Source organism: Bacillus cereus group sp. MYBK216-1 (assembly GCF_051916495.1).
GTDB lineage: Bacteria > Bacillota > Bacilli > Bacillales > Bacillaceae_G > Bacillus_A > Bacillus_A thuringiensis_K.
The window spans coordinates 234,807-255,297 of the sequence record NZ_JBQAGT010000001.1; the positions used below are offsets into that span (position 1 = coordinate 234,807).

Sequence of the window (20,491 nt, forward strand, 5' to 3'; positions counted from 1 at the left end):
ACAAAAAATGCTAGTCCTACAAACAAAACGATTAAAGCAAGCACTCCATTTTTATTATGTTCCATAAAATTAGCTCCTTTTCATTTACTTATCTACAAAAAGCCTTTAGTCGTAATTATGGCTAAAGGCTTGGATCTTCATACTTTGTAGTTTATAAAAAAGTTGCACTTCTGTATTAATTTGGAATATGATTATTTAAAGAGAAGGTGATGAGTACATGCAGGACAAAAAACAATTCCCGCTTATATCTGGAAATCTCTCATTAGATTTAGTAAATACAGAGCTAGTTAGGCGTGGACAACGTTATGATTTATTAATAACAAATGAAGATGTATTAGAATGGCTACATGTAATAAAGGTTAGTCTTCCTTTTTGGAATGAAAAAACATTTATAAGGATTCAAGAGCGCACGAATCAAGTGACATCTATTATATTGGAAGTAAGAGAGGTACTGAGAAAACAGTTTGAGGTAATTGCTGATCAGCACGAAATTTCCAATGATTTTGTTACGTATTTAGAAACACAAATTGAGAAAGCACCATTTACATATAAAATCATTGAACAGCAGCTAGTATCTATCCCGGTTGGAGAAATCGAGGATGTACTCGCATCGTTAATTGCATTTGATGCTTTAACGTTAATAGCAGAAAATAAGCTTATTTTCCTTAAAAGGTGTTCAAATCCTGACTGTGTTTTATTATTTATAGATAAGAGTGGGAAACGAAAATGGTGTTCTATGAAAATATGTGGGAACCGGAAAAAGGTAGCAAAATTTCAGGATCGAAAATTTGAAGAAGTCTAGAGAATCAACTTATAACAGTTGATTCTTTTTTTTTCTTCTTTAACTAACCTATAAAATTAATATTTACAGGTTAGTTATGTCGAGTTATAATTGTTGGTAAATAAAGGAGGAGAATGATGGATAATATAACAGCAACTAAGCAGGAAGATCCTCAACCAATAAGTGTACGATATTTTACAAAAATGAAAGGGAAAGGAAGAAGTCCATTACAAGTAAATATAAAGGACTCTTTAACAGGACTACTAGGGGGATTTTTAACAATTCTTACCTTAACATATTTAACGAGCATAACCTCTACAGAATTATTAATGGCTCCATTTGGGGCGAGTTGTGTATTAGCGTTTGGAGTTTGGAATGCGCCATTATCTCAGCCGCGTAATATTATTGGAGGACATTTGATTTCAACTTTCATTGGTCTATCAATATATCATTTGTTTGGGAATGAATATTGGACAATTGCTTTAGCAGTGGGGATGGCAATAGCCGTTATGATGTTAACGAGAACGACGCACCCTCCGGCAGGGGCCGATCCGATTATCGTTATTTTAGGGGCAAATAGTTGGAGTTATTTAGTAACACCAGTTTTAATTGGCTCCGTTGTTATTGTAGTTATTGCTTTATTCATTAATAATATGAGTAGTAAAAGAAGCTATCCAACTTTTTGGATTTAGTTTATAAAGCGAAAAACAATTTAAGTAAGTATGTCGTTTTTACTATGTTTTAATTTTTTTATAGAAAAAAGCCTTTAGTCGTAATTATGACTAAAGACTCCATGTCTCAAACTTTTTAATTTAAAGAGAAAAGACACCTTAATGCGCCTTCCTCCGACTTGAACCATCTTAATTTTAATAATATGTATTGGACTCCCATCCGAATATTATTTTACCCCTCAGAACGAAAAATTGTGCTTACTTGCAATAAAAATCTCATTTTTTCGTTTTGGGGTGTTATAAAATCTTGAAGTTGATGGGCATAGGGTGGGACCCAAAACAGTACGATTTTATTTCAAAGACACAACGATTTTACTACACACTTTTTATTTATCCCACACTCTCATCTGCTAGTATTACTATTTTTTATTACTAATGTTGCCGTTTCACTCGGATGGCTAAGAGGAAAATGATGGCCATATGGAACAAAATCAACCTTACCAAGATGCGATGGAGCAGAATAGGCTCTGTCATAATCCCCCCAAATAATGTGAAGATTATACTTTGTTACTTCATTGAAATCACCTTGATCGTTTTTCAGTAGTAAACTGTTAAGCTGAACCGTAGTATTTAAAATTCTAGGAGAAGTAAAACTGTTACTTATCTTTTCAATATAATGTTCAGGGATGCTCTCCATACTTTCAAACAAACCATTACTTAATAAATAACGCTCTATCAAATTAGTAGTTGCTAATTTTAATGTCCATTTGTTCATAAATTGAGGAACATTTAGTGATTTAGCATTTTTTTTAGCAACAGGTGGCTGAAGTAAAGTGATTGCATACTTCTTATCTATGTACTCTTGTACCAATGCTTCCAGAAGAATAAACGCACCGAATGAATGGCCAATTAGATGTGCACCATTCGTAGCTTTCTCCAATAACTTTTTCACTACATTCAAATAGATATCTAGAAGATTTTTCTCTCGTTTAAAAGGAGAACGTCCCAAACCTGGAAGATCCAAGATCCATATAGGTTGACCAGTTTTTTCATGAAGCTCTTGTGCTAAAGGAAATAAATCTTCTCCATCACTCAATAAACCATGTAATAAAATAAACGGTTTACCCTCTCCTTGTAATTGGTAAAGGGTAGTGTTATCGCATAATGTTCGTTTAAATAAATGATTATGCTGGCCATTTTGATACATCATTCGATAATCCAGATCAGCTACTACGGCAGGCAAAAATTTCATTACACTCGTCTTCTTAAACCAATCTCCTCCCATAATTTTTTTCGTTGAAACATTTGGGAAATTTTGTTTTGTAATAAAATTCAATCCATCAGAAGGAATTTTTGTTATTTTACTTACTCCACTATTCATAATTGCTTTCATAAGTGGCATTGGAACAGAGATTTTTGGTGCCCTCATATTCATACTTTCCGACATAATATTTAATAATTCAGCAATGTTCTGATCGTACTGTTTGTCTTCAACAAGTGTATATGTTTGAATAGTCGGTTGCTCCAATCTGAAAACCTGCATAATAAACTTCGCAAGCTCATCGTTTGAAATAAGTGGTAACCTATATCCCTTACCTCCAGGAATCATTGGCATGAGCCCTCTTCGCATACTCATTACAAGCAAACCTAATCCTGTTATCTGCTCTGTACTCCCTGTTTTACTACTACCGACTACAGTTGGCGGATTAATTACAGAAAGCGGATAACCTACTGCGGATGCCTGCTGACGGATATAGAGATCTGCTAAAAATTTTGTTCTCTCATATGGATTTTTTATTTTTAAATAATTGTTTCCTTCTTTAAACACATCAATTGCAATCTTGCTATTTTTATCATCAAAGGGACTCATATAACCTACAACATGAATAAATTGTTGCAAGCCCTTCAATTGATGAATACTTTTAGCTAATTCACTAATATGTTTGGCGCCATTTAAAAATACGGAAGCTGCCTCTTTACTTGTCGCTTGAATATCCATGGGGCCTCCTGCGTGAATAATCACATCCGTTTTCAATACCCTCTCCTTATCTTCAGCACTTAGACCTAAATCTATTTTCGTCAAATCACCTTCAATAAAGTGCATAACTTTCTTTTTTAAGATGCCTCTTTCTTGAAAAAGGCGTATTGCTTTACTTTTCGACCTTACTAAAAGAAGAATTTTAACATCCTCTTTGGCTAATTCTTTCACTAATTGCTTTCCAATAAAGCCTGTTCCACCAGTTAAAAATACTGTTCTCATATAAAATCCCCTTTGTAGTACTAATTAGTACTAATTTGATGTAAAAAAAAAGCTTCTTTTATCGAAGCAATTTAAAAAAATGATCTGCTGTTTTCGTGATTACAGTTGCATCTTTCAATGTTTCTGAAATAAATAACGCTCCCTCAAGATTTGTAATAAAAAGTGATGCAACCTCATCAATATGAATCGTATTTCTGAATTCTCCATTCTCTACCCCTTGTTTAAGTAATAGAGAAACTTTCTCTTGTAATCCTGTAAAAAAAAGACCTATTTTTTCTTTTATTTGCGTGGCCTGTGTAGGACTTTGAATATAAAGAGTAATAAATGGACAGCTCCCCTTATACTCTCTCGACTGAACTCCTTGTGATAATTGCTTTAAAAACAGTTGGATACGATCTTCAACTAAAAATTGGTTCTGAGAAAGTACGTCATCAATTGCAGATTGATACATTTCAATCCAATAATCAACGACTCCTTCTAATAATTGTTCCTTATTAGAAAAGTGATAATACACATTAGACTTTGAAACTTTGCTTACACGTACTAATTCATCCATACTTGTATAAGCAAACCCTTTTTCTAAAAATAATGTTGCAGCTACTTCAATCACACGTTTTTGATTCATTAATTTTACCTTTGTCATAACTAGAACTATATAGTACTAATTTAAATATTGCAAGTATTTATGTTAATTTTAAAAAAATTTCCGCTAACATTGATTTTACTGCAAAAAAATCTTATTTTGAATAAAGTTGAACTGAACCCCGAAATTGTTAATTTATTATCGTCTAATAGGGGTCACCATATATGCCCATCAACTTAAGAAAAAGAAATGCCCCCAAAACGAAAAAATGAGCACCTTCTCAGAATAACTATCTGTAGAGAAAGAAAATTTTAATTTAGGGGGATATGAAAATATTAGCTTGATGATGATGGGGTAGTACCAACGAGTCGCTTAGAATTGTAAATCTGTCTTTTCATAATCCTACTCCATAAAGAAAAGACACCCTAAAGTGCCTTTTATCGATTTGAATTATTTATTGTATGTAGTTCATATTCGTTAGCATAAAACTCTTTTATTAGTTTTATTTCATTCGTATCTGGATTAAACTTAAATATTTTAATTTGATTAGATTCGTCTTTGTATGCAAATGTATACTCACCAACTTGGGTCATATTGCTGGTATTTAAGATAGGATCGCTACCGTGATCAGTAATTTCCACAGTTTTCTCACGATCCCAAAACGCGATGACAATAATCAAAATGATGAGGTATACACGTATGAAACGTAGTTCTCTTGCAACAGGATGTTCCATCTGTTAGTTTCCTTTACTGTTTGATAGAGTCTGTTTATAAAAGAGATAATTGCAATGAATATAAATAAAAAAGACACCGTAAAGTGTCTTTTTTATTTTAGTTATGCGCATTACTTAATAAGACGCTAGTTCCTCAGTCTGGCTATGAGTAACTATGTAGGGTAATTCTATTATAACATTTTAACCAGTAATGGGTCTATATGGAATTTTATTGATTTTCTTTTTGATTATTCAGAATGACTTACCAAGTATTTGGATGAGGAAAGCAGTGAGACAGAAGCGACTAAACTTGTTTTAGAAGAGTGTCTTCTTTTTTGTATCATTGTGAGTAAAGTGTAGAGTTATATTTCCCTTTACACGAAGATAACGGTATACTATAGTTAAGTTAAGTAAACTTAACTATTAAGCGAAACGAAATGAAAGCATGGAGGAATAACGCTATGACTAGAACTTATAAAGAAGTAATTAATGAAATGAACCGAGCTTATAATGAATTCTACATTTTACTATTTCAGGAGTTAAAAGATGAGTTCGGTCTTACAGGACAGCAAGAGAGCATGCTATTTCATATTAATTTAAATGAAAACACGACAGCAAATCACATTGCGACTACCTTTAATGTATCCAAAAGTGCCGTTAGCCAAGTTTTATCGAAATTGGAGAAACAGAAGATGATTTCAAAACAAGTAAACCCTAATAATAAAAGGGAGTATTTTCTTACACTTGGTCCAAACGGTAGTAAGTATATAGAGCGGTTGTCTGAGTTAGATGATGTATTAATTGAGAAATACTTTTCTAAAATCGATATAAATGCCCTAGAGCAAATGACAGAGACGTTAACGAAAATAAATAAAGTAATATTGGAAGAAAAGCAGAAGGATTTTGATTGTAATGAGTAAGAACTTAGATGAAGCAATTAGTAGAAAGGAGGGGAAGCATGTGATGAGTTACATACCAAATATGATTACGATAGCAAATTTTGTGTGTGGGCTTTTGGCTATTCATGCTGTTTTCGTTGACGATATGTACGGTGCAGTTATGTTCATTATTACAGGTATGGTCCTTGATTTGTTTGATGGCATGGTCGCTCGGAAACTTGATTCTGTTTCAGAAATTGGTGGAGAGTTGGACTCATTTGCGGATTTAGTTACTTTTGGTGTGGCACCATCTATTCTTGCATATAATGCCTCGTTAAAAGATTTGCAGTCTATTGGGATGATATGCGCGCTCGCTTATAGTATTTGCGGAATGCTTCGGCTTGCGAGATTTAACACACAGCAAAGCAAACTCCCGACATTTATCGGAATGCCGATTCCATTCGCGGCAATGTGTCTCCTTATTTTATGTTTTTTAAAGAATCCAGTTTCCGTGGCGTTTGGTACATGCGTACTCGCTTATTTAATGGTGAGCAAAATCAAATTCCCTCATTTAAAAAAAGATATAGCTGAAAGCTTGAAGCTTGGAAGATTGGATTGATGATACGGAACTACAATGAGAAAGATAAAGGAGAATAACATGATTCGTATGGCATTAAGATCATTCAACATACAAATGTATTGTTTGCTAGGCGTAATGTTATTGGGATGGCTCGTGACACCTTTTTCAGCCCAGTTTGTCGGGATAAGCATTGGCCTTTTGGTGAGTATGTACTGCGCCTGGATTTTAGGAAGGCGTATTGAAAAGTTCGGAGATAGCATTGTAAAAAAAGAAAAAGCACCGATGCTCGGAATGATAAATCGGTTCGCAGCGGCAATACTTGGCGCGATTATTATGTATGAAATTGAACATCATGAATTCATGTGGACATTTGCAGCTGGAATTATGGGTGGGTATTTCTTGATTATTATTAATTTGGGGTATTACAGTATGAGGGATGCGAAGGAATAGAGTGAAAACTAAGTTTAAGCATACTGTTGCCTAACAATGAATAGCGGATTATTAAGAAGAGCAATAATTAAACCCAACATAAGATTTAAGAAAAATTTTATATTTACCCCACTTTTTATTTTAAAAGTTTTTTCTATCCTATAAACAAGTTACATCAAGGAGGAGACTGAAAATGAAGAAGTGGGGATTTTATATTTTTAATATATTCCCTATATTCGAAGACAAAGTAGAAGATTAAATATATGAACAAAGTACCAGTTCTTGAACTATGTTCTAAAATAATAGATGAAAATGTAAAGTTAGGGGATTCCACATGCATACAGGAGTTTTGATGAGTTATTTATATACTTATTTTTTTACTATTATGTTTTGTATTATGTTTCAAATTGGATTTTATTTTAAAGCGAAAAGAAACATATCTATTCGGCATTTTCTATGGGTATATATTTTTCTATTCTATCTTTCGCTAGTGTATAAGGTGACGCAGATTGCGACTGTATGGGATATAAGTAGATATGAAACGTGGATTCGTGTAAATCAAATCAATTTGACTCTATTTGATACGGCGGGTAGTACTACGTATCTTTTGAACATCGTACTGTTTATGCCATTAGGTTTTTTATTGCCGACTATTTGGCCGCAGTTTAAAAAAATGAAAAACACCGTATGCGCGGGATTCTTTTTTTCATTGGCAATTGAGTTAAATCAATTACTAAATAATAGAATTACAGATATTGATGATTTATTTACGAACACCCTCGGGGCGATTATTGGGTATTTATTATATAGCGTTTTATTTAAAATGATATGTAAAAGAGATGAAAAAAAGTTTGATACGAATTCTTCTCTAGTCATAAAATACGAGGCTGTTTTTTGTTTAGTGTGTTCATTTGTAGGTGCGATGTTAATTTATTATCCAGCTTTATTTGGAAGACCTGTAATTATTCAGTGAGGTGATTAAGAATTTCTTGTTAACGCCTGTACGATATTTCAATTTGCAAAAAGCCTTTAACACGTTATAGTTAAAGGCTTTTATCATCATAATTTTTACTTACCAATTACCCACTCTAACATCCGCCTTCAACCACTTCACCCAATCCAAGTCCTCTACTTTAAGCAAACTAAGCGAAACACCCTTCATATCTAAAGAAGTCAACAGCGTACCAACCTTTACGAATGTAACTTGCAATTCTTCAAGTTCACACAAACGGCGAATGTCGTTTGCGAAAATGTATTGTTCCATTAATGGTGTCGCACCGAGTCCGTTAATAAGGATGGCGAAGTTGTCGCCTTTTCTCCAGCGATAAATACTTTTTAGTTTGTTCATCAGTTCAATCGCTAATATTTCAGAAGAGGACAGCGATTCTTTGCGGTAACCTTTTTCACCGTGAATACCGATGCCGTAAAAGACTTCATCTTCGTTTAATGTGAATGAAGCTTGTCCTTTCACTGGATCGTTGGCAGGTGAAAGGGCGACTCCTAATGTGTGTAAGTTTTCAGTGATAGAACGGCCGAGTGCAGTCAGTTCTTCTAAAGAATGTCCTTCAAGAGCGGCTGCACCAAGTATTTTTTGAATGAAAACAGTACCAGCGACGCCGCGTCTTCTTTTATTAAAGGAAACATCATCTTCAATTGAAACGTCGTCATTTACGATGATGTGGTCAATTTTTCTTCCTTCTTCTTTAGCAATTTGCTTTGCCGCTAGAAAGTTTTCAACGTCATCTTTAAAGTTTTTAATGATGAATAAAATACTTTTATCTTTCGGCATAAGGCGAGTTGCCATTATAATTTGTTCTACTGTAGGCGGAGTGAAAATGCTGCCGTTTACGGCCGCTGTAAGCATTCCTTTTCCTACATAGCCAATATCAGCAGGCTCATGTCCGCTACCACCGCCGCTTATAATAGCGACGTCTTGCTTCATTTTTTGGATATCTTTTACATAAATGATGTTATTTGTTTCGTCGTAATTTACTTTGTCGTTATGTTCAAAATAAAAGCCATGCATCATATCTTGAACGATATTTTGTACATCATTCATAATCTTTTTCATTGCTTTTGCCACCCTTTAATTACTTTGCTGATTGCTCCAGTAATAGTAGTAATTGATTGTTTATCATATTTTTCATGAGAGAAGACATAATGGAAGGATCTACTTCGCATTTGCTTTCAATCCAATCTTTTATCGTTCCGACGAAGCCGTGACTATAAAAGGAGGCAATCGTATTTTTTGTCTCATCAGAAAGGCTGAATCCACAGCTCACAGATAATTCATCAATAATCTTCATATATAAGTTTTTCGTATGCTCAAATAAATAGTGATTAAACGAGTTTTGTTCAATGACTTTAAAAGCATTTCGGTAAAATTTTTGATTTTCGTAAAAGTAATCAAATAATAAATCGAAAATGTTTTCCCATGTTTCATAATCGAGAAAGTCGATAATGTTTTCTTTCGTTTCTTCTCTATAAATCCAGCTTAATAGTTCAAATTTATCTTTAAAATGATAATAAAAAGTTTGCCTACGCATTTGACAGTGTAACATAATATCGCTCACTGATATTTTATGAAACGACTCTGTTTCCATTAAATATTTCAATGAGTTCGCGATTATTTTTTTAGAAATTATAGAAGAGGTCATCTGAATCATCCCTAGAATGTTAGTAATATAAAAATCCTATCTATAAATGAGAGCGGTGTCTTTAGACAGATTGTCCATTTTGTCCGTTTACTATAAAACGCTTTCATTTTAACATGAGTAGTAAGAAGAAGATTTCAAATATATCACAATATATTAAAGGAATTGAGGGATAATCACAATGAAAAAGATTATAAACAAACCAGAAACATTAGTAATGGAAATGTGTAACGGAATGGTTATGGCTCACCCAGAGCTTGAACTTTTGAAAAAATATAAAGTTATTAAGAAGAAAGAAATGAACGAAAACAAAGTAACGTTAATTAGTGGCGGCGGTAGTGGCCATGAGCCGGCACATGCAGGATTAGTCGGAAAAGGAATGTTAGATGCGGCGGTGTGCGGAGATGTGTTTGCGTCACCTTCACAAATTCAGGTGTATCAAGCGATTAAAGAGACAGCTAGTAAAAAAGGAACGTTATTAATTATTAAAAATTACAGCGGCGATATTATGAATTTCAAAAACGGAGCTCATTTAGCGACGGAAGATGGAATTGAAGTCGACTACGTAAAAGTGGATGATGATATTGCGGTAGAAGATAGCCTATATACAGTAGGACGCCGCGGCGTTGCGGGAGTTATTTTAGTTCATAAAATTGCCGGCGCAGCAGCGGAAGAAGGTATGGATTTAGGAGCGGTGAAAGCTGTAGCGGAAAAAGCAGCGGCTAACGTGCGCACAATCGGTTTAGCGTTAACTTCTTGTACAGTTCCAGCGAGCGGATCACCTACTTTCACACTTGCGGAAGATGAAATGGAATACGGCGTAGGTATTCACGGCGAACCAGGAATTAAGCGTGAAAAAATGCTGTCAGCAGATGAACTAGCTAACCGTATGACAAATGATCTTGTAAAAGATTTAGGAGTAAAAGATGGCGAGGAAATCGCACTTCTAGTTAACGGTTTTGGCGGAACACCACTGCAAGAACTTTACTTATTTAACAACGCAGTGACGAGAGAATTAGCTGCTAGAAATATTAAAATCAATAGAGTATTCGTCGGTAACTATATGACAAGTATCGATATGGCTGGCATGTCTTTAACAGTGATGAAGTTAGATGATGAGTTAAAAACATTACTATCAAAAGAGTGTAATACACCAGCGTTTAAAGTAGATGGGCCAGTTGAAAGTGTAGAGTACGTGAATGTGCTTGAAGAGACAGAAGAGAAGGAAGTTTCCTTTGAAATAGAAACGGCGGAAGAGCACGCTGTTATTAAGGATAATGTTATTACATTAAACAACATGATTTATCTCGTTGATAAAATGAGCGACGTTATTATTAAAAACGAAGTACCGTTCTGTGAGTTAGATACACACGCAGGTGACGGCGACTTCGGAATGAGTGTGGCAAAAGGATTTAAGCAATTAAAACGTGAGTGGCATTCTATTGTAGATCAAGAGAACGTAACGATTGGGTCATTCCTTGACGGTTGTTCAATGATTATTATGGAACATTGCGGCGGCGCATCTGGTCCAATTTGGGGTGGTGCATTCCGCGCAGCTAGCAAAGCAGCAGGAGAAAAACGTGAGCTAACAGTGAAAGAATTCGCTGAAATGTTGCAAGCAGCACTTCAAGGTATACAATCTATCGGAGAAAGATCATTTGGTAGAGGAGCGGTAGTTGGTGACAAAACACTTGTTGACGCGCTTGCTCCATGTGTAGACTCTTGGTTAAATAGCGCTTCAAACGAAGAAGACATGAAAACTGCTTTTGAAAAAGGAGCAGAAGCAGCAGTTAAAGGAGCGGAGTATACGAAAGAAATCGTAGCTCGCATGGGCCGCGCCGGTACAGTTGGTGAAAGAAGCTTAGGCTATCCAGATGCAGGTGCACATGCACTTGGAGTTATCTTTATGGAGATTGCGGGTAGTTTGAAATAGGAATGAGAAAATCCCCTCTGCCTTAAGGTGGAGGGGTTTTTATATAATTGATTGATATATAGTTTCGTTAGATGTTTTCTCTGTAAAGATATGTATGTTTATAAATACTAAGATAATAGTTTTAAAAGAAGCAACGTGAGTTCCTATAAATAGGGAGTTTAGGTTGTTTAATTGTGTTTTGGAAAATTTCTCAATTGATAAAAAGTACTTCAAAAGGAATAAATTAATAATGGAAGATATGAAGGAACGGGAAAAAAGATAGAAAAGAAGTTAGAGCTAAGGGATGATAATCTTATGAAGATGGTCAGGGAGATTCACGATGCTAAACGTACTAATGTATCAGCTCAGGAAGAAATAGCGGCAGCCAAGTTTAAGATTTTGGAAATGAGTATCATTTTTTACTTGTAGGGTATTTTACTGTTTTCGCTCAAATGGATTGTCTTATACATCTAAGTTGTTTCTACATAAATATCTGTAATCTCACCTATTACTATATCTTAAAAAAATTTGCAACAGTACCAATAAAGCGTTATAAAAAGTATTTAAAATAATAACAAATAGGTATAATGATTCCCACTATAGAAAATACAATACTTCCTAAATTAAATGCAGAAAGTTTCGCACGATGAACTTGAATTTCACCTAAATCTACCCCTCCACTAAAATGCTTATCCATAACTTTAGCGACGTTTTGTTGTTGATTAACAAAATAAGGTATTAGCCATATACAGCAGAACAAAATAATACTACCAAAAAAGAGTGTGTCAATAATTGAAGCTTTCCAATTTAATGAAGTAATGACTATGAGAACAAATTCTCCCACCATAACAATTATCATAGTTCCTACATATCTGGTTTTTTCAGAAACGTTTTTAAATACAGTCTCGTCCATAATTTTTTCTATTTTAGTCCATATTACACTGATTAACACGATTAGGCTAATTAAGAAAATAGTAAATAAGGCTTTAACTAAAAGATACTCAAACACTACCGACACCACCTAGTAATTTCTAAATTAGAATATAAAGTTGATTTTTTTAACTCTATCAAAAGATTAAATTCAATAATCTATTAACTAGCTTATCGAAAAATTTATTGATTTAAAGATACAACGCTATATGTATTAGTTATATAGGATAAGATCTCCCAAAATTCCTTTTCTAATATATATATCTTCTAATCATTGTTGGACTTCAATTGTCTAAATATTTTATTTAGCACTTTATATCAGTTAATGATTAGAATTTTCTGAATTAAAACTCCTTGATATATGTTAAGAACATAATTATTATTATGATATTTCGATGTGATTGCTGCTAATGCTTTATCTTCAAGGGGAAATATAAGGTTTTCGTTACCATAATACTAATAACAACCTAACAAATTGAATGGTTACCATAAAATACTAAAAATTCCCCCTCAGCAATTTACAGTATAGTACACTTTTAGGAAAAATGGAATATCAAAATATTTTATTATTAACAATAATGAGAATTTTTACAACTATTATAATTATTGTTCGGATTAAAGATAACTCATTTTTGGTGATCTGTATTCATTTTTTCTAGAGTTTATATTAACTTAGAAAACTTTGTAACAGAACCATAAATAAGATCAAATATCATAAGTTTTTTATTTTTTATACAGTAACCATGTGTCAGCCAGTCCTCTTTTTAATTTAGAATATTCTGTTATTTTTTTATCAATTTATAATTGCGGGGTGAATTGTTATATAATTTGCGGAATTATGGTAATATTTAGGTAAATAGAAGTGGTTGAGGAGGACGTAGTGATATGAGCACAAATATTTTAATGCATGAAGCAGTTATGCAACAACTTAATGATTTTTATCAAATGATGTTGTCGCAGCAAATTATAAAAGCAACTGAATTAAAGAAATAGATGAAAAAATTGAACAGATTAAACATGCAGAAGAAAAAGAAAATCAAAATCAAAATTTATTATTATATTATTCTTTACTAGACCTAAAATATAGAATGCTAACTGATCGAGTAAGTATTCGAAAAGATAGTTTTGAAGCAATTGATACATTCGATGAATCGACAGATACACTCACAGCTTATTATTATCATTCTTTTAAAGCAGAACATGCTTTAATGTTTAGTAACTATAATGAAGCCCGAAGACAATATGAAGAAGCTGAGAGCCTATTAGAACATATTTCTGACGAATTAGAGCATGCAGAGTTTTATCAAAAATATGCGGTGTTAAATCATCATATGTCTAGTATGCTAATATCTATTGAATACGCAAATAAAGCGAAAGAAATCTTTGAAAGACATGCTGGATACGAGGTGAAAGTCGCTTCTTGTGAAAACACACTAGGGACAGCTTGTATATTCTTAAAGCAATTTGAAAAAGCGGAAGAACATTTGAATCGTTCCATTGATCTTTTGCAAAAACATAATGTGGAAAAATTGATTTTAGTAGTAAGGCATAATTTAGGATTATTATACGCAACTCAAAACTTATCTACATTAGCGATTCGTCATTTATCAGAAGTGACAGAGAAGAATCCTGCCCATTTTAAAGCATTGTTCTTACAAGCACGTGAACACTATAAGCTAAGAGAAATAAATATTGCAAAAGAACTTATTGAAAAAGGATTAGCAGTTTGTATAGAATTAGGAAATGAAGAGTATGTATATCATTTCAATATTTTACGTTCTCTTAATGAAGATGAAGCAATTGAACTCTTAGAAGAAGAAGTGGAAAAAAGTATTTCTTACTTCGAAAAGCAGGATTTATGGGATTTCGTAGAAGAATATGCAGAAGTATTAGCGGTTCGCTTCCGCAAATTGAATAAGCATGAAAAAGTTAGTGATTATTTCAATGTATGTTACGAAGCGAAACAAAAATTACTAAGAAAAGGGGCGTTAAAATAATGAAGAAGCTTATATTAGCGGCGTTAGGATTAGTGATAACATTATCATTTAGTAACAATACAGGTGATACACAACATGCTCTAAAAAAGGAAGAAATTATACAATACTCACATGCTGATCATTTTTAATTGCTAATTAACAAAGGGACTCCATAATTGGAGTCCCTTTGTTAATGCGGTAACGATTTAGTTTATCTGATTATAAAAATGCAAAGGGTTTCTAAATTTGCAGAGGTAATTATTTGTTAATCTTTTAAAACTTTGGCTTAGTAATACCGAGGGTTATTATAAATATATTAATCATATAATTTGTCCATATCAAAATGAACGTTTTTTGCATCTAATATATTGTAAATATATTTTATTTTGAAAGAATGTGATTATATGGCTTATAAATCTACGGGAGTGTTTCGAGTTCTAGTTTCTGGAAATGGGATTATTCCAACTGCTCTCAACATTATGTTAAACAATGATTCACGTTGCCATACTAGTAATGTAACGGTAACTGTTAAGAGAAGCCGAAACACTTTTTTCCCAACTCAAAATGAATTAGTTGAAATCTCTCGTACTTTTGTTTCTTTAGAACCAAACAGAACAACTAAGATTGTGTTGTTTACTCCAGAATTCCAAATAGAAGATTTCCTTGATGTCATCATTAGTGGAAATAGAGAGGATGTTAAGGATGTTCTTGTATATTCTTTCTTAGCAGATTCAGTAGGTCATAATCTGCCATCTACTGTTTTCAGAAATGCAGAATACACTTTTGCTTGCTGACACCGTGATGATGTATTCTTTACTGTCGTATATCTGAATTGAAATGTTACAAATAGCACTTCACGGCATACAATCTATCGGTGAAAGATCGTTCGGCAGAGGAGCGGTAGTTGGTGAAAGAAGTTAAGGATATCTAGATGCAAGTGCGTATGCGCTTTGGGTTATCTTTACCGAGATTGCGAGTAGTTTGAAATAGAAATTAGAAGATACCTTCTACCTTAAGGTGGAGGGAGGGTCTTAATATTGTTTTTTGATATATATTGCTAAATATGTTCCCATAATTCATTCTATTGTATTGAGAATAATGTCATCTACATCAAAAAAACGGCTTATAAAAGGAATTAGTATTTGAAGGAGTTCCACCTCAAACATACTCCTATGCATATAAGTATGTTTGAGGTGGATTTATTAGCGAATTTTATATATAGCATGAATGAAAATGAGATAAATAAAACAATATTCCCTATTATGTTTTTAAGAATTAATTGAGCAGGTCCTTGTAAAAATAAAGAAAAGACACCAAAAGGTGCCTTCCGCCGGCTTAAATTATTTTAATATTATCGATCTAAGTTTAAAAGCTATAGGGATTTTTTCTGTGGGTTTTGTAAGTAGTTTTTACGAAATTATGAGTGTTTTTTATTTTGTATTTCAATAAGTTCATCTGGTATCACTTTTGTATAATATTCTTTTTCTGTTAGTTCAAATATAAATAATGCTTTTTTCCAGTTATAAATAACCTCTTCTACATTATGTTGTTTAATTTTTAATAAACACTGACCTTTTAAATAGAATAGTTCACCTAGTAGGTATAAAGTATTTAGATTAATTGCTAATTTGATACCTTTATCAATGTACTTTATTGCCTCTTCATGTTGATATGTGAAGTCGAAACATTTTGCTAAATTTAACATGAGTTTTAATTTAATTTCTTTATCTCTAGGAAAATCTAGCTTATTAAAATTAGTTAAACATTTTTTGAATATATTAATACTTTTTTCATATTCTTTATTTTCCGCATAAAATATAGCCATTGTTTGCATAATATCTATTTCTCTTTCTGATAAAAAATCAGAATTAGTTAAAGTCAGTTTTAATGCATTATTTAAAAAATCTAAAGCAGTTTTTATTGATTTATCCACCACAAATATAGCAATTGCTTCATGCCATATTAGAAATTGTTTCTCATCTTTTGTTTGAAAATTATTTAAGTTTTTCTCTTTTTTTACTATTTCATAAAGTTCTTTATATTGTTTTTGTTTTAAGCAATCTTTTATTACATATTTTACATTTTCTACATATTTTAATCTTTTGTTTTGAGTTAGTGCAAATATGTTATTTGGATCAATACCAAGTCTTTCTGATAATTGATATAACAATATACTAGATGGATAAATCATACCTTTTTCAATCTTACTAATTTGACTTTGTGAACATATTCCATGACATAATTCGGATTGTGATATATTTTTTTTAATTCTAAGTTCTTTAATGGTAATACCCAAATCGTTAAATTCCATTTTGCCACCTACTATTTAGCACTTTATTAATATAAGAACATTCTCTAACCTTAATGTAATGTAAAATTAATATAGTTGCAATTATTGTTTTAAAGGGCTTATCGTTTCTATAAGATGGTGAGATTTTTTTATGTAAAAAAAGAAACCAAAAGGTGCCTTTCGCCGACTTGGACCACGTTCATTTAATATAAACCTATCTGTATTTTCACATGCTCATCTAATAATCCCTCTATTTTCCATTTGATAAAATAAAATCCTAATATTACCAATAATTAAATAAATATTTCTACATATTCAAGATATTTACATAAATTACAAAAGTGATACATTTAAGTTGTAATCAATAAAAACTATTAAAGGGGGATTTATTATGTTCAAGAAATTAGTAGTAGGAGCGTTAGCAACAGGTATTGCATTAACAGGAGGAATTGGTGCAGCTTCAGCTGATACACAAAAAGCTGTGAGCTCTCCGAAGCAAGCAACATGCTCAATTCCTTATGAGTATTCTAATGGGAAATTCAAAAGAACTCTTTATTACTCAAATGGAGTATATGCTAATAGTTTTAATGAAAATGTTTGTGGCGGGACGATTACGTGGTATTTAAAACATGTTCAAAATGGAGTTGCTTTTTACGAAGGTAATTTAAAATAGTAGATTTTTTGAACCTCATTTATTGAGGTTCCTTTATTTTTAGTTTTTAAACTGATTCTCTATAAAAAAGACACCCTAAGGTGCCTTCTTGAGATTTGCTCCATTGTAATATGGTATTGGATGCCAGTCCAATTATTATTTTACCACCTTAAATAGTTTCGGTTATTGAGAAAAAAGACAACTCATTATTTGAATGCAAAAAGTCCTAGGGGGACTAGGACTTTTTGCTAGAATGAATATGATTTAAAAAAGGACTTATATAACGTAACATATGAATGTTTCGTAAATGTATCAAAAAAATGAACAAAAAAGTTATTTTAAATAAAAAAAGCTCCGCGATAAAAGCTGCGGAGCTTCATAAGGTCGAGTTATGTCGTACTCACAAGGGATTTTAACATGAATGTTGTGGTAAAAATACTGGTAAATTTATCCCGTAAAATCCCGATTGGTTTAACTAATAATCAGTGGGGGATGAATAAAACTCCCACTGATTAAAGTTTCACTTCATTCGAAGGAATTCATGTTTTATAAATTAGATTATGAGAGTTGATATTCTCCATATTGACCAGAAAAGAACTAAAAATTCTAGTGAAATTCCAAGTGTTCGTTTCCTAGTTTTTTGAAATTCTTTTATTAAATAGCCAACAGCACTAATTGCTATAAGAATGAAAAGAATAAGTTCGAGTGTAACTGGCATTTTATCTACCCCTAATACATTAATTTATTATATAAAGATTATAAGATATTTTTGTGGCTAGTAGTGAAAAATTTAATAAAACTATCTCTAATGGAGTTTTGTTTGAACTTCTAAAAGAATTTGTGAAAACCATTGTACGTAGAGTTTCTGCGTATGTTTTTAGGAAACAAATTTTAGAAAAAGATAACAAAAAAACCACTCCTCATCGTCGTCGGAAGCAAAAGGGTGGGTTTTGTAAAAAATAAATGAGCCCTAATGAATATAATGTACAAAAGAAAAGACACCCAAAGGTGTTTTACTCCGACTTGATAACAACATTTTATGTATTAAAGGTCATCAAAAAATGTTGTATTTGAAACACGTGACGTTCCATTAATATATTATAAATTTAGTATAATTATATATTGAATATAAAATTTAGAAAGTTGGTGGGAATAATAAAATACATAAAATCCTTATTAAAAAAGAAGCTCTAGGATTAGGGGGCTAGGGCTTCCTGTGTTGGTATATCTCGCACGACATTATAAAAAGAAAAGAACTTAATGAAGATAACAGAGAAATGTTTCGTAAATGTATCAAAAAATTGAACAAAATAGTTATTTTAAAAAGAAGAGCAACTAGCAAAAATTAGATACTGATGTATAAGAAAGGAATAAATTGATAATTTAATATACAAAATACAAGATATGCAATATTGCATATCTTGTATTTCATATTACATTTAACCCAATCATGCCTTGAATGGAGAGGGTTTAAAAGAAATATAATAATCTAAATTATTTGTCGATTAATATGGTAAATTATAGATAAATAAAGAAATTTATGTTAATGTACTTATGGTAATATATTGTTAAAAAAAGGAAGAGGTGAAAAGTTTATATGTTTAAAAAAGGCGTATCATTGCTATTGATTCTCATTCTATCTATTTCTACATTTAGTATAGTAACTCACGCTGCTAGTAGTTCAGAATATGTGAATGAATCATTCTATGGGTATAAGGAGCCATCTTTTAATTCAGCTAAAACAAATGGTGGGTCAGAGTATGGTGCTCAAAATGTAGGAGTAGTGGAAAAAAGAGATAATGGCTGGTGGAAGATTGAAACATGGGAAGGTCCAGTTTGGATTAACTTAAATGGGGAAGAACGTGTCATGGGAGATTTCTATGCATATGATGAACCTTCTCTCTCATCAAAGGTTGCGAATGCTGGAGCGAAGTACGGACGACAAACATTTAGAATAGTAGATGGAACAACAGATGGTTGGCTTAAATTTAAGACGTGGGAAGGCGATAAGTGGATGAATCCTGCGGCTGAACAAATTACCGTCAACAAAACGATTTATGCATATAATGAGCCTTCATTTAATGCAAAGAAAGCAAATTATGGAGCACCATTTAACCCACAAAATTGGGGAGTAGTAGAAAAAAAAGAAAATGGCTGGATGAAAGTAAGTACTTATGAAGGTTATAAGTGGATCAATCCAGATGGAGAAGAAAGATTCATAAACAAATCATTCTATGCGTATAACGAAGCTTCATTTAATGCAGCAAAAGCAAATGCTGGAGCATTATATAATCCGCAGAATTTTAGAGTTGTGGATGGGACACCTAATGGATGGTTAAAGGTTAAAACATGGGAAGGCGAGAAATGGCTGAATCCAGATGGAGAAGAAAGATTTATAAATAAATCATTCTATGCATATAATGAACCTTCATTTAGTTCAGCAAAAGCAAACGCTGGAGCATTATATAGTCCGCAGAATTTTAGAATAATAGATGGGACAACTAGTGGATGGTTGAAGATTAAAACATGGGAAGGCGACAAGTGGATAAATCTTAACCAAACAGATTCTGGTAATTCTGGAGTGGTTGATCTTGCTTTAAAACAATTAGGAAAACCATATGTATTTGGAAATAGTGGACCTAATTCATTTGATTGTAGCGGTTTTATTTATTATGTATTTAAAAATAATGGATACAATATTGGAAGAACAAGCGTAGCTGGATATTGGGGAATGGTTACAAAAATAAGTGATCCTCAACCAGGAGATTTAGTATTCTTACAGAATACATATAAAGCGGGTCCTTCTCATTTAGGAATATATTTAGGGAATGGTGAATATATTCATGCTGCTGACGAAACAACAGGTGTAATTAAAAGTAAGATAAATAGTTCATACACTCAAAAGCACTTCTTGGGGTATGCTAGATTTTCAAAATAATTAAATTGGATTCAATAAAAAGACAGTTATCTATGGATAGCTGTCTTTTTATTATTTGTGTTGACTTGACTACTTATATATATTCACAAGCGAAACAACATAATATTAATACGGAAAAATATATTAATATGAATTTTTGCATATTTTAAAATTCAATATATCCCTCAAAAACTTTTAATTGTATAATATATTTTGTCATATTTTTAGATTTTTCGACATAAACCAACAAAAATAGAGAACGTAT

At 32.4% G+C, this 20,491-nt stretch carries 19 protein-coding genes and 3 pseudogenes; 15 read left to right on the forward strand and 7 right to left on the reverse strand.

Features of this window, described 5'->3' with window-relative positions:
* Positions 1-217 precede the first annotated feature (217 nt).
* Complete coding sequence (locus ACTFRH_RS01325; RefSeq protein WP_001152933.1) at positions 218-802, forward strand: CGNR zinc finger domain-containing protein; 585 nt, start codon at positions 218-220, stop codon at positions 800-802.
* A 116-nt stretch (positions 803-918) separates the two neighbouring features.
* Positions 919-1,473 (forward strand): HPP family protein, encoded by a 555-nt coding sequence (locus ACTFRH_RS01330; protein WP_000368839.1) that lies wholly within the window; start codon positions 919-921, stop codon positions 1,471-1,473.
* Positions 1,474-1,855: 382 nt separating this feature from the next.
* Here the strand turns inward: ACTFRH_RS01330 and ACTFRH_RS01335 are convergent, their stop codons facing one another.
* From ACTFRH_RS01335 to ACTFRH_RS01345, 3 genes are all read right to left on the reverse strand, one after another.
* Positions 1,856-3,712 (reverse strand): alpha/beta fold hydrolase, encoded by a 1,857-nt coding sequence (locus tag ACTFRH_RS01335; RefSeq protein WP_001261151.1) that lies wholly within the window; start codon positions 3,710-3,712, stop codon positions 1,856-1,858.
* A 58-nt stretch (positions 3,713-3,770) separates the two neighbouring features.
* On the reverse strand, positions 3,771-4,337 hold the full coding sequence (locus tag ACTFRH_RS01340) for a TetR/AcrR family transcriptional regulator (RefSeq protein ID WP_001072299.1): 567 nt from the start codon (positions 4,335-4,337) through the stop codon (positions 3,771-3,773).
* A 395-nt stretch (positions 4,338-4,732) separates the two neighbouring features.
* The gene (locus ACTFRH_RS01345; RefSeq protein ID WP_000400974.1) at positions 4,733-5,029 is read right to left on the reverse strand and encodes a YmzC family protein; all 297 of its coding nucleotides are present in this window, start codon (positions 5,027-5,029) and stop codon (positions 4,733-4,735) included.
* A gap of 440 nt (positions 5,030-5,469) precedes the next feature.
* On the opposite strand from ACTFRH_RS01345, the gene ACTFRH_RS01350 reads away from it, so the two are divergent.
* The 4 genes from ACTFRH_RS01350 (at position 5,470) to ACTFRH_RS01365 (ending at position 7,868) form a co-directional block, all read left to right on the forward strand.
* Complete coding sequence (locus ACTFRH_RS01350) at positions 5,470-5,928, forward strand: MarR family winged helix-turn-helix transcriptional regulator (protein WP_000198942.1); 459 nt, start codon at positions 5,470-5,472, stop codon at positions 5,926-5,928.
* Positions 5,921-6,505 carry a CDP-diacylglycerol--serine O-phosphatidyltransferase gene (pssA, locus tag ACTFRH_RS01355; protein ID WP_000042027.1) on the forward strand — a complete coding sequence of 195 codons (585 nt, stop codon included), beginning with the start codon at positions 5,921-5,923 and terminating at the stop codon, positions 6,503-6,505. Before ACTFRH_RS01350 ends, pssA begins: the two co-directional genes overlap by 8 nt.
* Positions 6,506-6,544: 39 nt before the next feature.
* Entirely contained in the window at positions 6,545-6,916 is a 372-nt protein-coding gene (locus ACTFRH_RS01360; RefSeq protein ID WP_000620605.1) for an ATP synthase subunit I, read from the forward strand.
* A gap of 313 nt (positions 6,917-7,229) precedes the next feature.
* Complete coding sequence (locus ACTFRH_RS01365) at positions 7,230-7,868, forward strand: VanZ family protein (protein ID WP_000556870.1); 639 nt, start codon at positions 7,230-7,232, stop codon at positions 7,866-7,868.
* 99 nt (positions 7,869-7,967) lie between these two features.
* Here the strand turns inward: ACTFRH_RS01365 and dhaQ are convergent, their stop codons facing one another.
* The gene (gene dhaQ, locus ACTFRH_RS01370; RefSeq protein ID WP_000723398.1) at positions 7,968-8,966 is read right to left on the reverse strand and encodes a DhaKLM operon coactivator DhaQ; all 999 of its coding nucleotides are present in this window, start codon (positions 8,964-8,966) and stop codon (positions 7,968-7,970) included.
* A gap of 19 nt (positions 8,967-8,985) precedes the next feature.
* Positions 8,986-9,552, reverse strand: a complete 567-nt coding sequence (dhaS, locus tag ACTFRH_RS01375) for a dihydroxyacetone kinase transcriptional activator DhaS (protein WP_000204220.1) — start codon at positions 9,550-9,552, stop codon at positions 8,986-8,988.
* 178 nt (positions 9,553-9,730) lie between these two features.
* Here dhaS and dhaK point away from each other — a divergent pair, with 178 nt between their 5' ends.
* Positions 9,731-11,482: a dihydroxyacetone kinase subunit DhaK gene (gene dhaK / locus ACTFRH_RS01380; RefSeq protein WP_000720764.1), complete on the forward strand. Its 1,752-nt coding sequence runs from the start codon at positions 9,731-9,733 to the stop codon at positions 11,480-11,482.
* A 211-nt stretch (positions 11,483-11,693) separates the two neighbouring features.
* Positions 11,694-11,890: pseudogene (locus ACTFRH_RS01385) on the forward strand (DUF3967 domain-containing protein); the annotation flags it as partial.
* A gap of 121 nt (positions 11,891-12,011) precedes the next feature.
* Here the strand turns inward: ACTFRH_RS01385 and ACTFRH_RS01390 are convergent.
* The gene (locus ACTFRH_RS01390; RefSeq protein WP_000464476.1) at positions 12,012-12,470 is read right to left on the reverse strand and encodes a hypothetical protein; all 459 of its coding nucleotides are present in this window, start codon (positions 12,468-12,470) and stop codon (positions 12,012-12,014) included.
* An 806-nt stretch (positions 12,471-13,276) separates the two neighbouring features.
* On the opposite strand from ACTFRH_RS01390, the pseudogene ACTFRH_RS01395 reads away from it, so the two are divergent.
* The 4 genes and pseudogenes from ACTFRH_RS01395 to ACTFRH_RS01410 form a co-directional block, all read left to right on the forward strand.
* Positions 13,277-14,388: pseudogene (locus ACTFRH_RS01395) on the forward strand (tetratricopeptide repeat protein).
* Positions 14,388-14,516 carry a hypothetical protein gene (locus ACTFRH_RS01400; RefSeq protein WP_000733501.1) on the forward strand — a complete coding sequence of 43 codons (129 nt, stop codon included), beginning with the start codon at positions 14,388-14,390 and terminating at the stop codon, positions 14,514-14,516. Before ACTFRH_RS01395 ends, ACTFRH_RS01400 begins: the two are co-directional and overlap by 1 nt.
* Positions 14,517-14,771: 255 nt before the next feature.
* Complete coding sequence (locus tag ACTFRH_RS01405) at positions 14,772-15,161, forward strand: hypothetical protein (protein ID WP_440048798.1); 390 nt, start codon at positions 14,772-14,774, stop codon at positions 15,159-15,161.
* 40 nt (positions 15,162-15,201) lie between these two features.
* Positions 15,202-15,285 (forward strand): annotated as a pseudogene (locus ACTFRH_RS01410) (dihydroxyacetone kinase, ATP-dependent); the annotation flags it as partial.
* Positions 15,286-15,784: 499 nt separating this feature from the next.
* On the opposite strand, the gene ACTFRH_RS01415 reads toward ACTFRH_RS01410, so the two are convergent.
* Positions 15,785-16,678: a helix-turn-helix domain-containing protein gene (locus tag ACTFRH_RS01415; protein ID WP_000395465.1), complete on the reverse strand. Its 894-nt coding sequence runs from the start codon at positions 16,676-16,678 to the stop codon at positions 15,785-15,787.
* Between the two features lie 370 nt (positions 16,679-17,048).
* On the opposite strand from ACTFRH_RS01415, the gene ACTFRH_RS01420 reads away from it, so the two are divergent.
* The 3 genes from ACTFRH_RS01420 (at position 17,049) to ACTFRH_RS01430 (ending at position 20,247) form a co-directional block, all read left to right on the forward strand.
* Positions 17,049-17,330, forward strand: a complete 282-nt coding sequence (locus ACTFRH_RS01420) for an LCI fold-containing protein (RefSeq protein WP_000473814.1) — start codon at positions 17,049-17,051, stop codon at positions 17,328-17,330.
* 750 nt (positions 17,331-18,080) lie between these two features.
* Positions 18,081-18,272 (forward strand): hypothetical protein, encoded by a 192-nt coding sequence (locus ACTFRH_RS01425; RefSeq protein WP_000168408.1) that lies wholly within the window; start codon positions 18,081-18,083, stop codon positions 18,270-18,272.
* 634 nt (positions 18,273-18,906) lie between these two features.
* Positions 18,907-20,247 (forward strand): C40 family peptidase, encoded by a 1,341-nt coding sequence (locus ACTFRH_RS01430; RefSeq protein WP_000473136.1) that lies wholly within the window; start codon positions 18,907-18,909, stop codon positions 20,245-20,247.
* Positions 20,248-20,491: the final 244 nt, after the last annotated feature.

Coding starts and splice junctions, on each gene's coding strand:
- ACTFRH_RS01325 (WP_001152933.1), top strand. CDS start 218: ATGCAGGACAAAAAACAATTCCCGCTTATATCTGGAAATCTCTCATTA.
- ACTFRH_RS01330 (WP_000368839.1), top strand. CDS start 919: ATGGATAATATAACAGCAACTAAGCAGGAAGATCCTCAACCAATAAGT.
- ACTFRH_RS01335 (WP_001261151.1), bottom strand. CDS start 3,712: ATGAGAACAGTATTTTTAACTGGTGGAACAGGCTTTATTGGAAAGCAA.
- ACTFRH_RS01340 (WP_001072299.1), bottom strand. CDS start 4,337: ATGAATCAAAAACGTGTGATTGAAGTAGCTGCAACATTATTTTTAGAA.
- ACTFRH_RS01345 (WP_000400974.1), bottom strand. CDS start 5,029: ATGGAACATCCTGTTGCAAGAGAACTACGTTTCATACGTGTATACCTC.
- ACTFRH_RS01350 (WP_000198942.1), top strand. CDS start 5,470: ATGACTAGAACTTATAAAGAAGTAATTAATGAAATGAACCGAGCTTAT.
- pssA (WP_000042027.1), top strand. CDS start 5,921: ATGAGTAAGAACTTAGATGAAGCAATTAGTAGAAAGGAGGGGAAGCAT.
- ACTFRH_RS01360 (WP_000620605.1), top strand. CDS start 6,545: ATGATTCGTATGGCATTAAGATCATTCAACATACAAATGTATTGTTTG.
- ACTFRH_RS01365 (WP_000556870.1), top strand. CDS start 7,230: ATGCATACAGGAGTTTTGATGAGTTATTTATATACTTATTTTTTTACT.
- dhaQ (WP_000723398.1), bottom strand. CDS start 8,966: ATGAAAAAGATTATGAATGATGTACAAAATATCGTTCAAGATATGATG.
- dhaS (WP_000204220.1), bottom strand. CDS start 9,552: ATGACCTCTTCTATAATTTCTAAAAAAATAATCGCGAACTCATTGAAA.
- dhaK (WP_000720764.1), top strand. CDS start 9,731: ATGAAAAAGATTATAAACAAACCAGAAACATTAGTAATGGAAATGTGT.
- ACTFRH_RS01400 (WP_000733501.1), top strand. CDS start 14,388: ATGAAGAAGCTTATATTAGCGGCGTTAGGATTAGTGATAACATTATCA.
- ACTFRH_RS01405 (WP_440048798.1), top strand. CDS start 14,772: ATGGCTTATAAATCTACGGGAGTGTTTCGAGTTCTAGTTTCTGGAAAT.
- ACTFRH_RS01415 (WP_000395465.1), bottom strand. CDS start 16,678: ATGGAATTTAACGATTTGGGTATTACCATTAAAGAACTTAGAATTAAA.
- ACTFRH_RS01420 (WP_000473814.1), top strand. CDS start 17,049: ATGTTCAAGAAATTAGTAGTAGGAGCGTTAGCAACAGGTATTGCATTA.
- ACTFRH_RS01430 (WP_000473136.1), top strand. CDS start 18,907: ATGTTTAAAAAAGGCGTATCATTGCTATTGATTCTCATTCTATCTATT.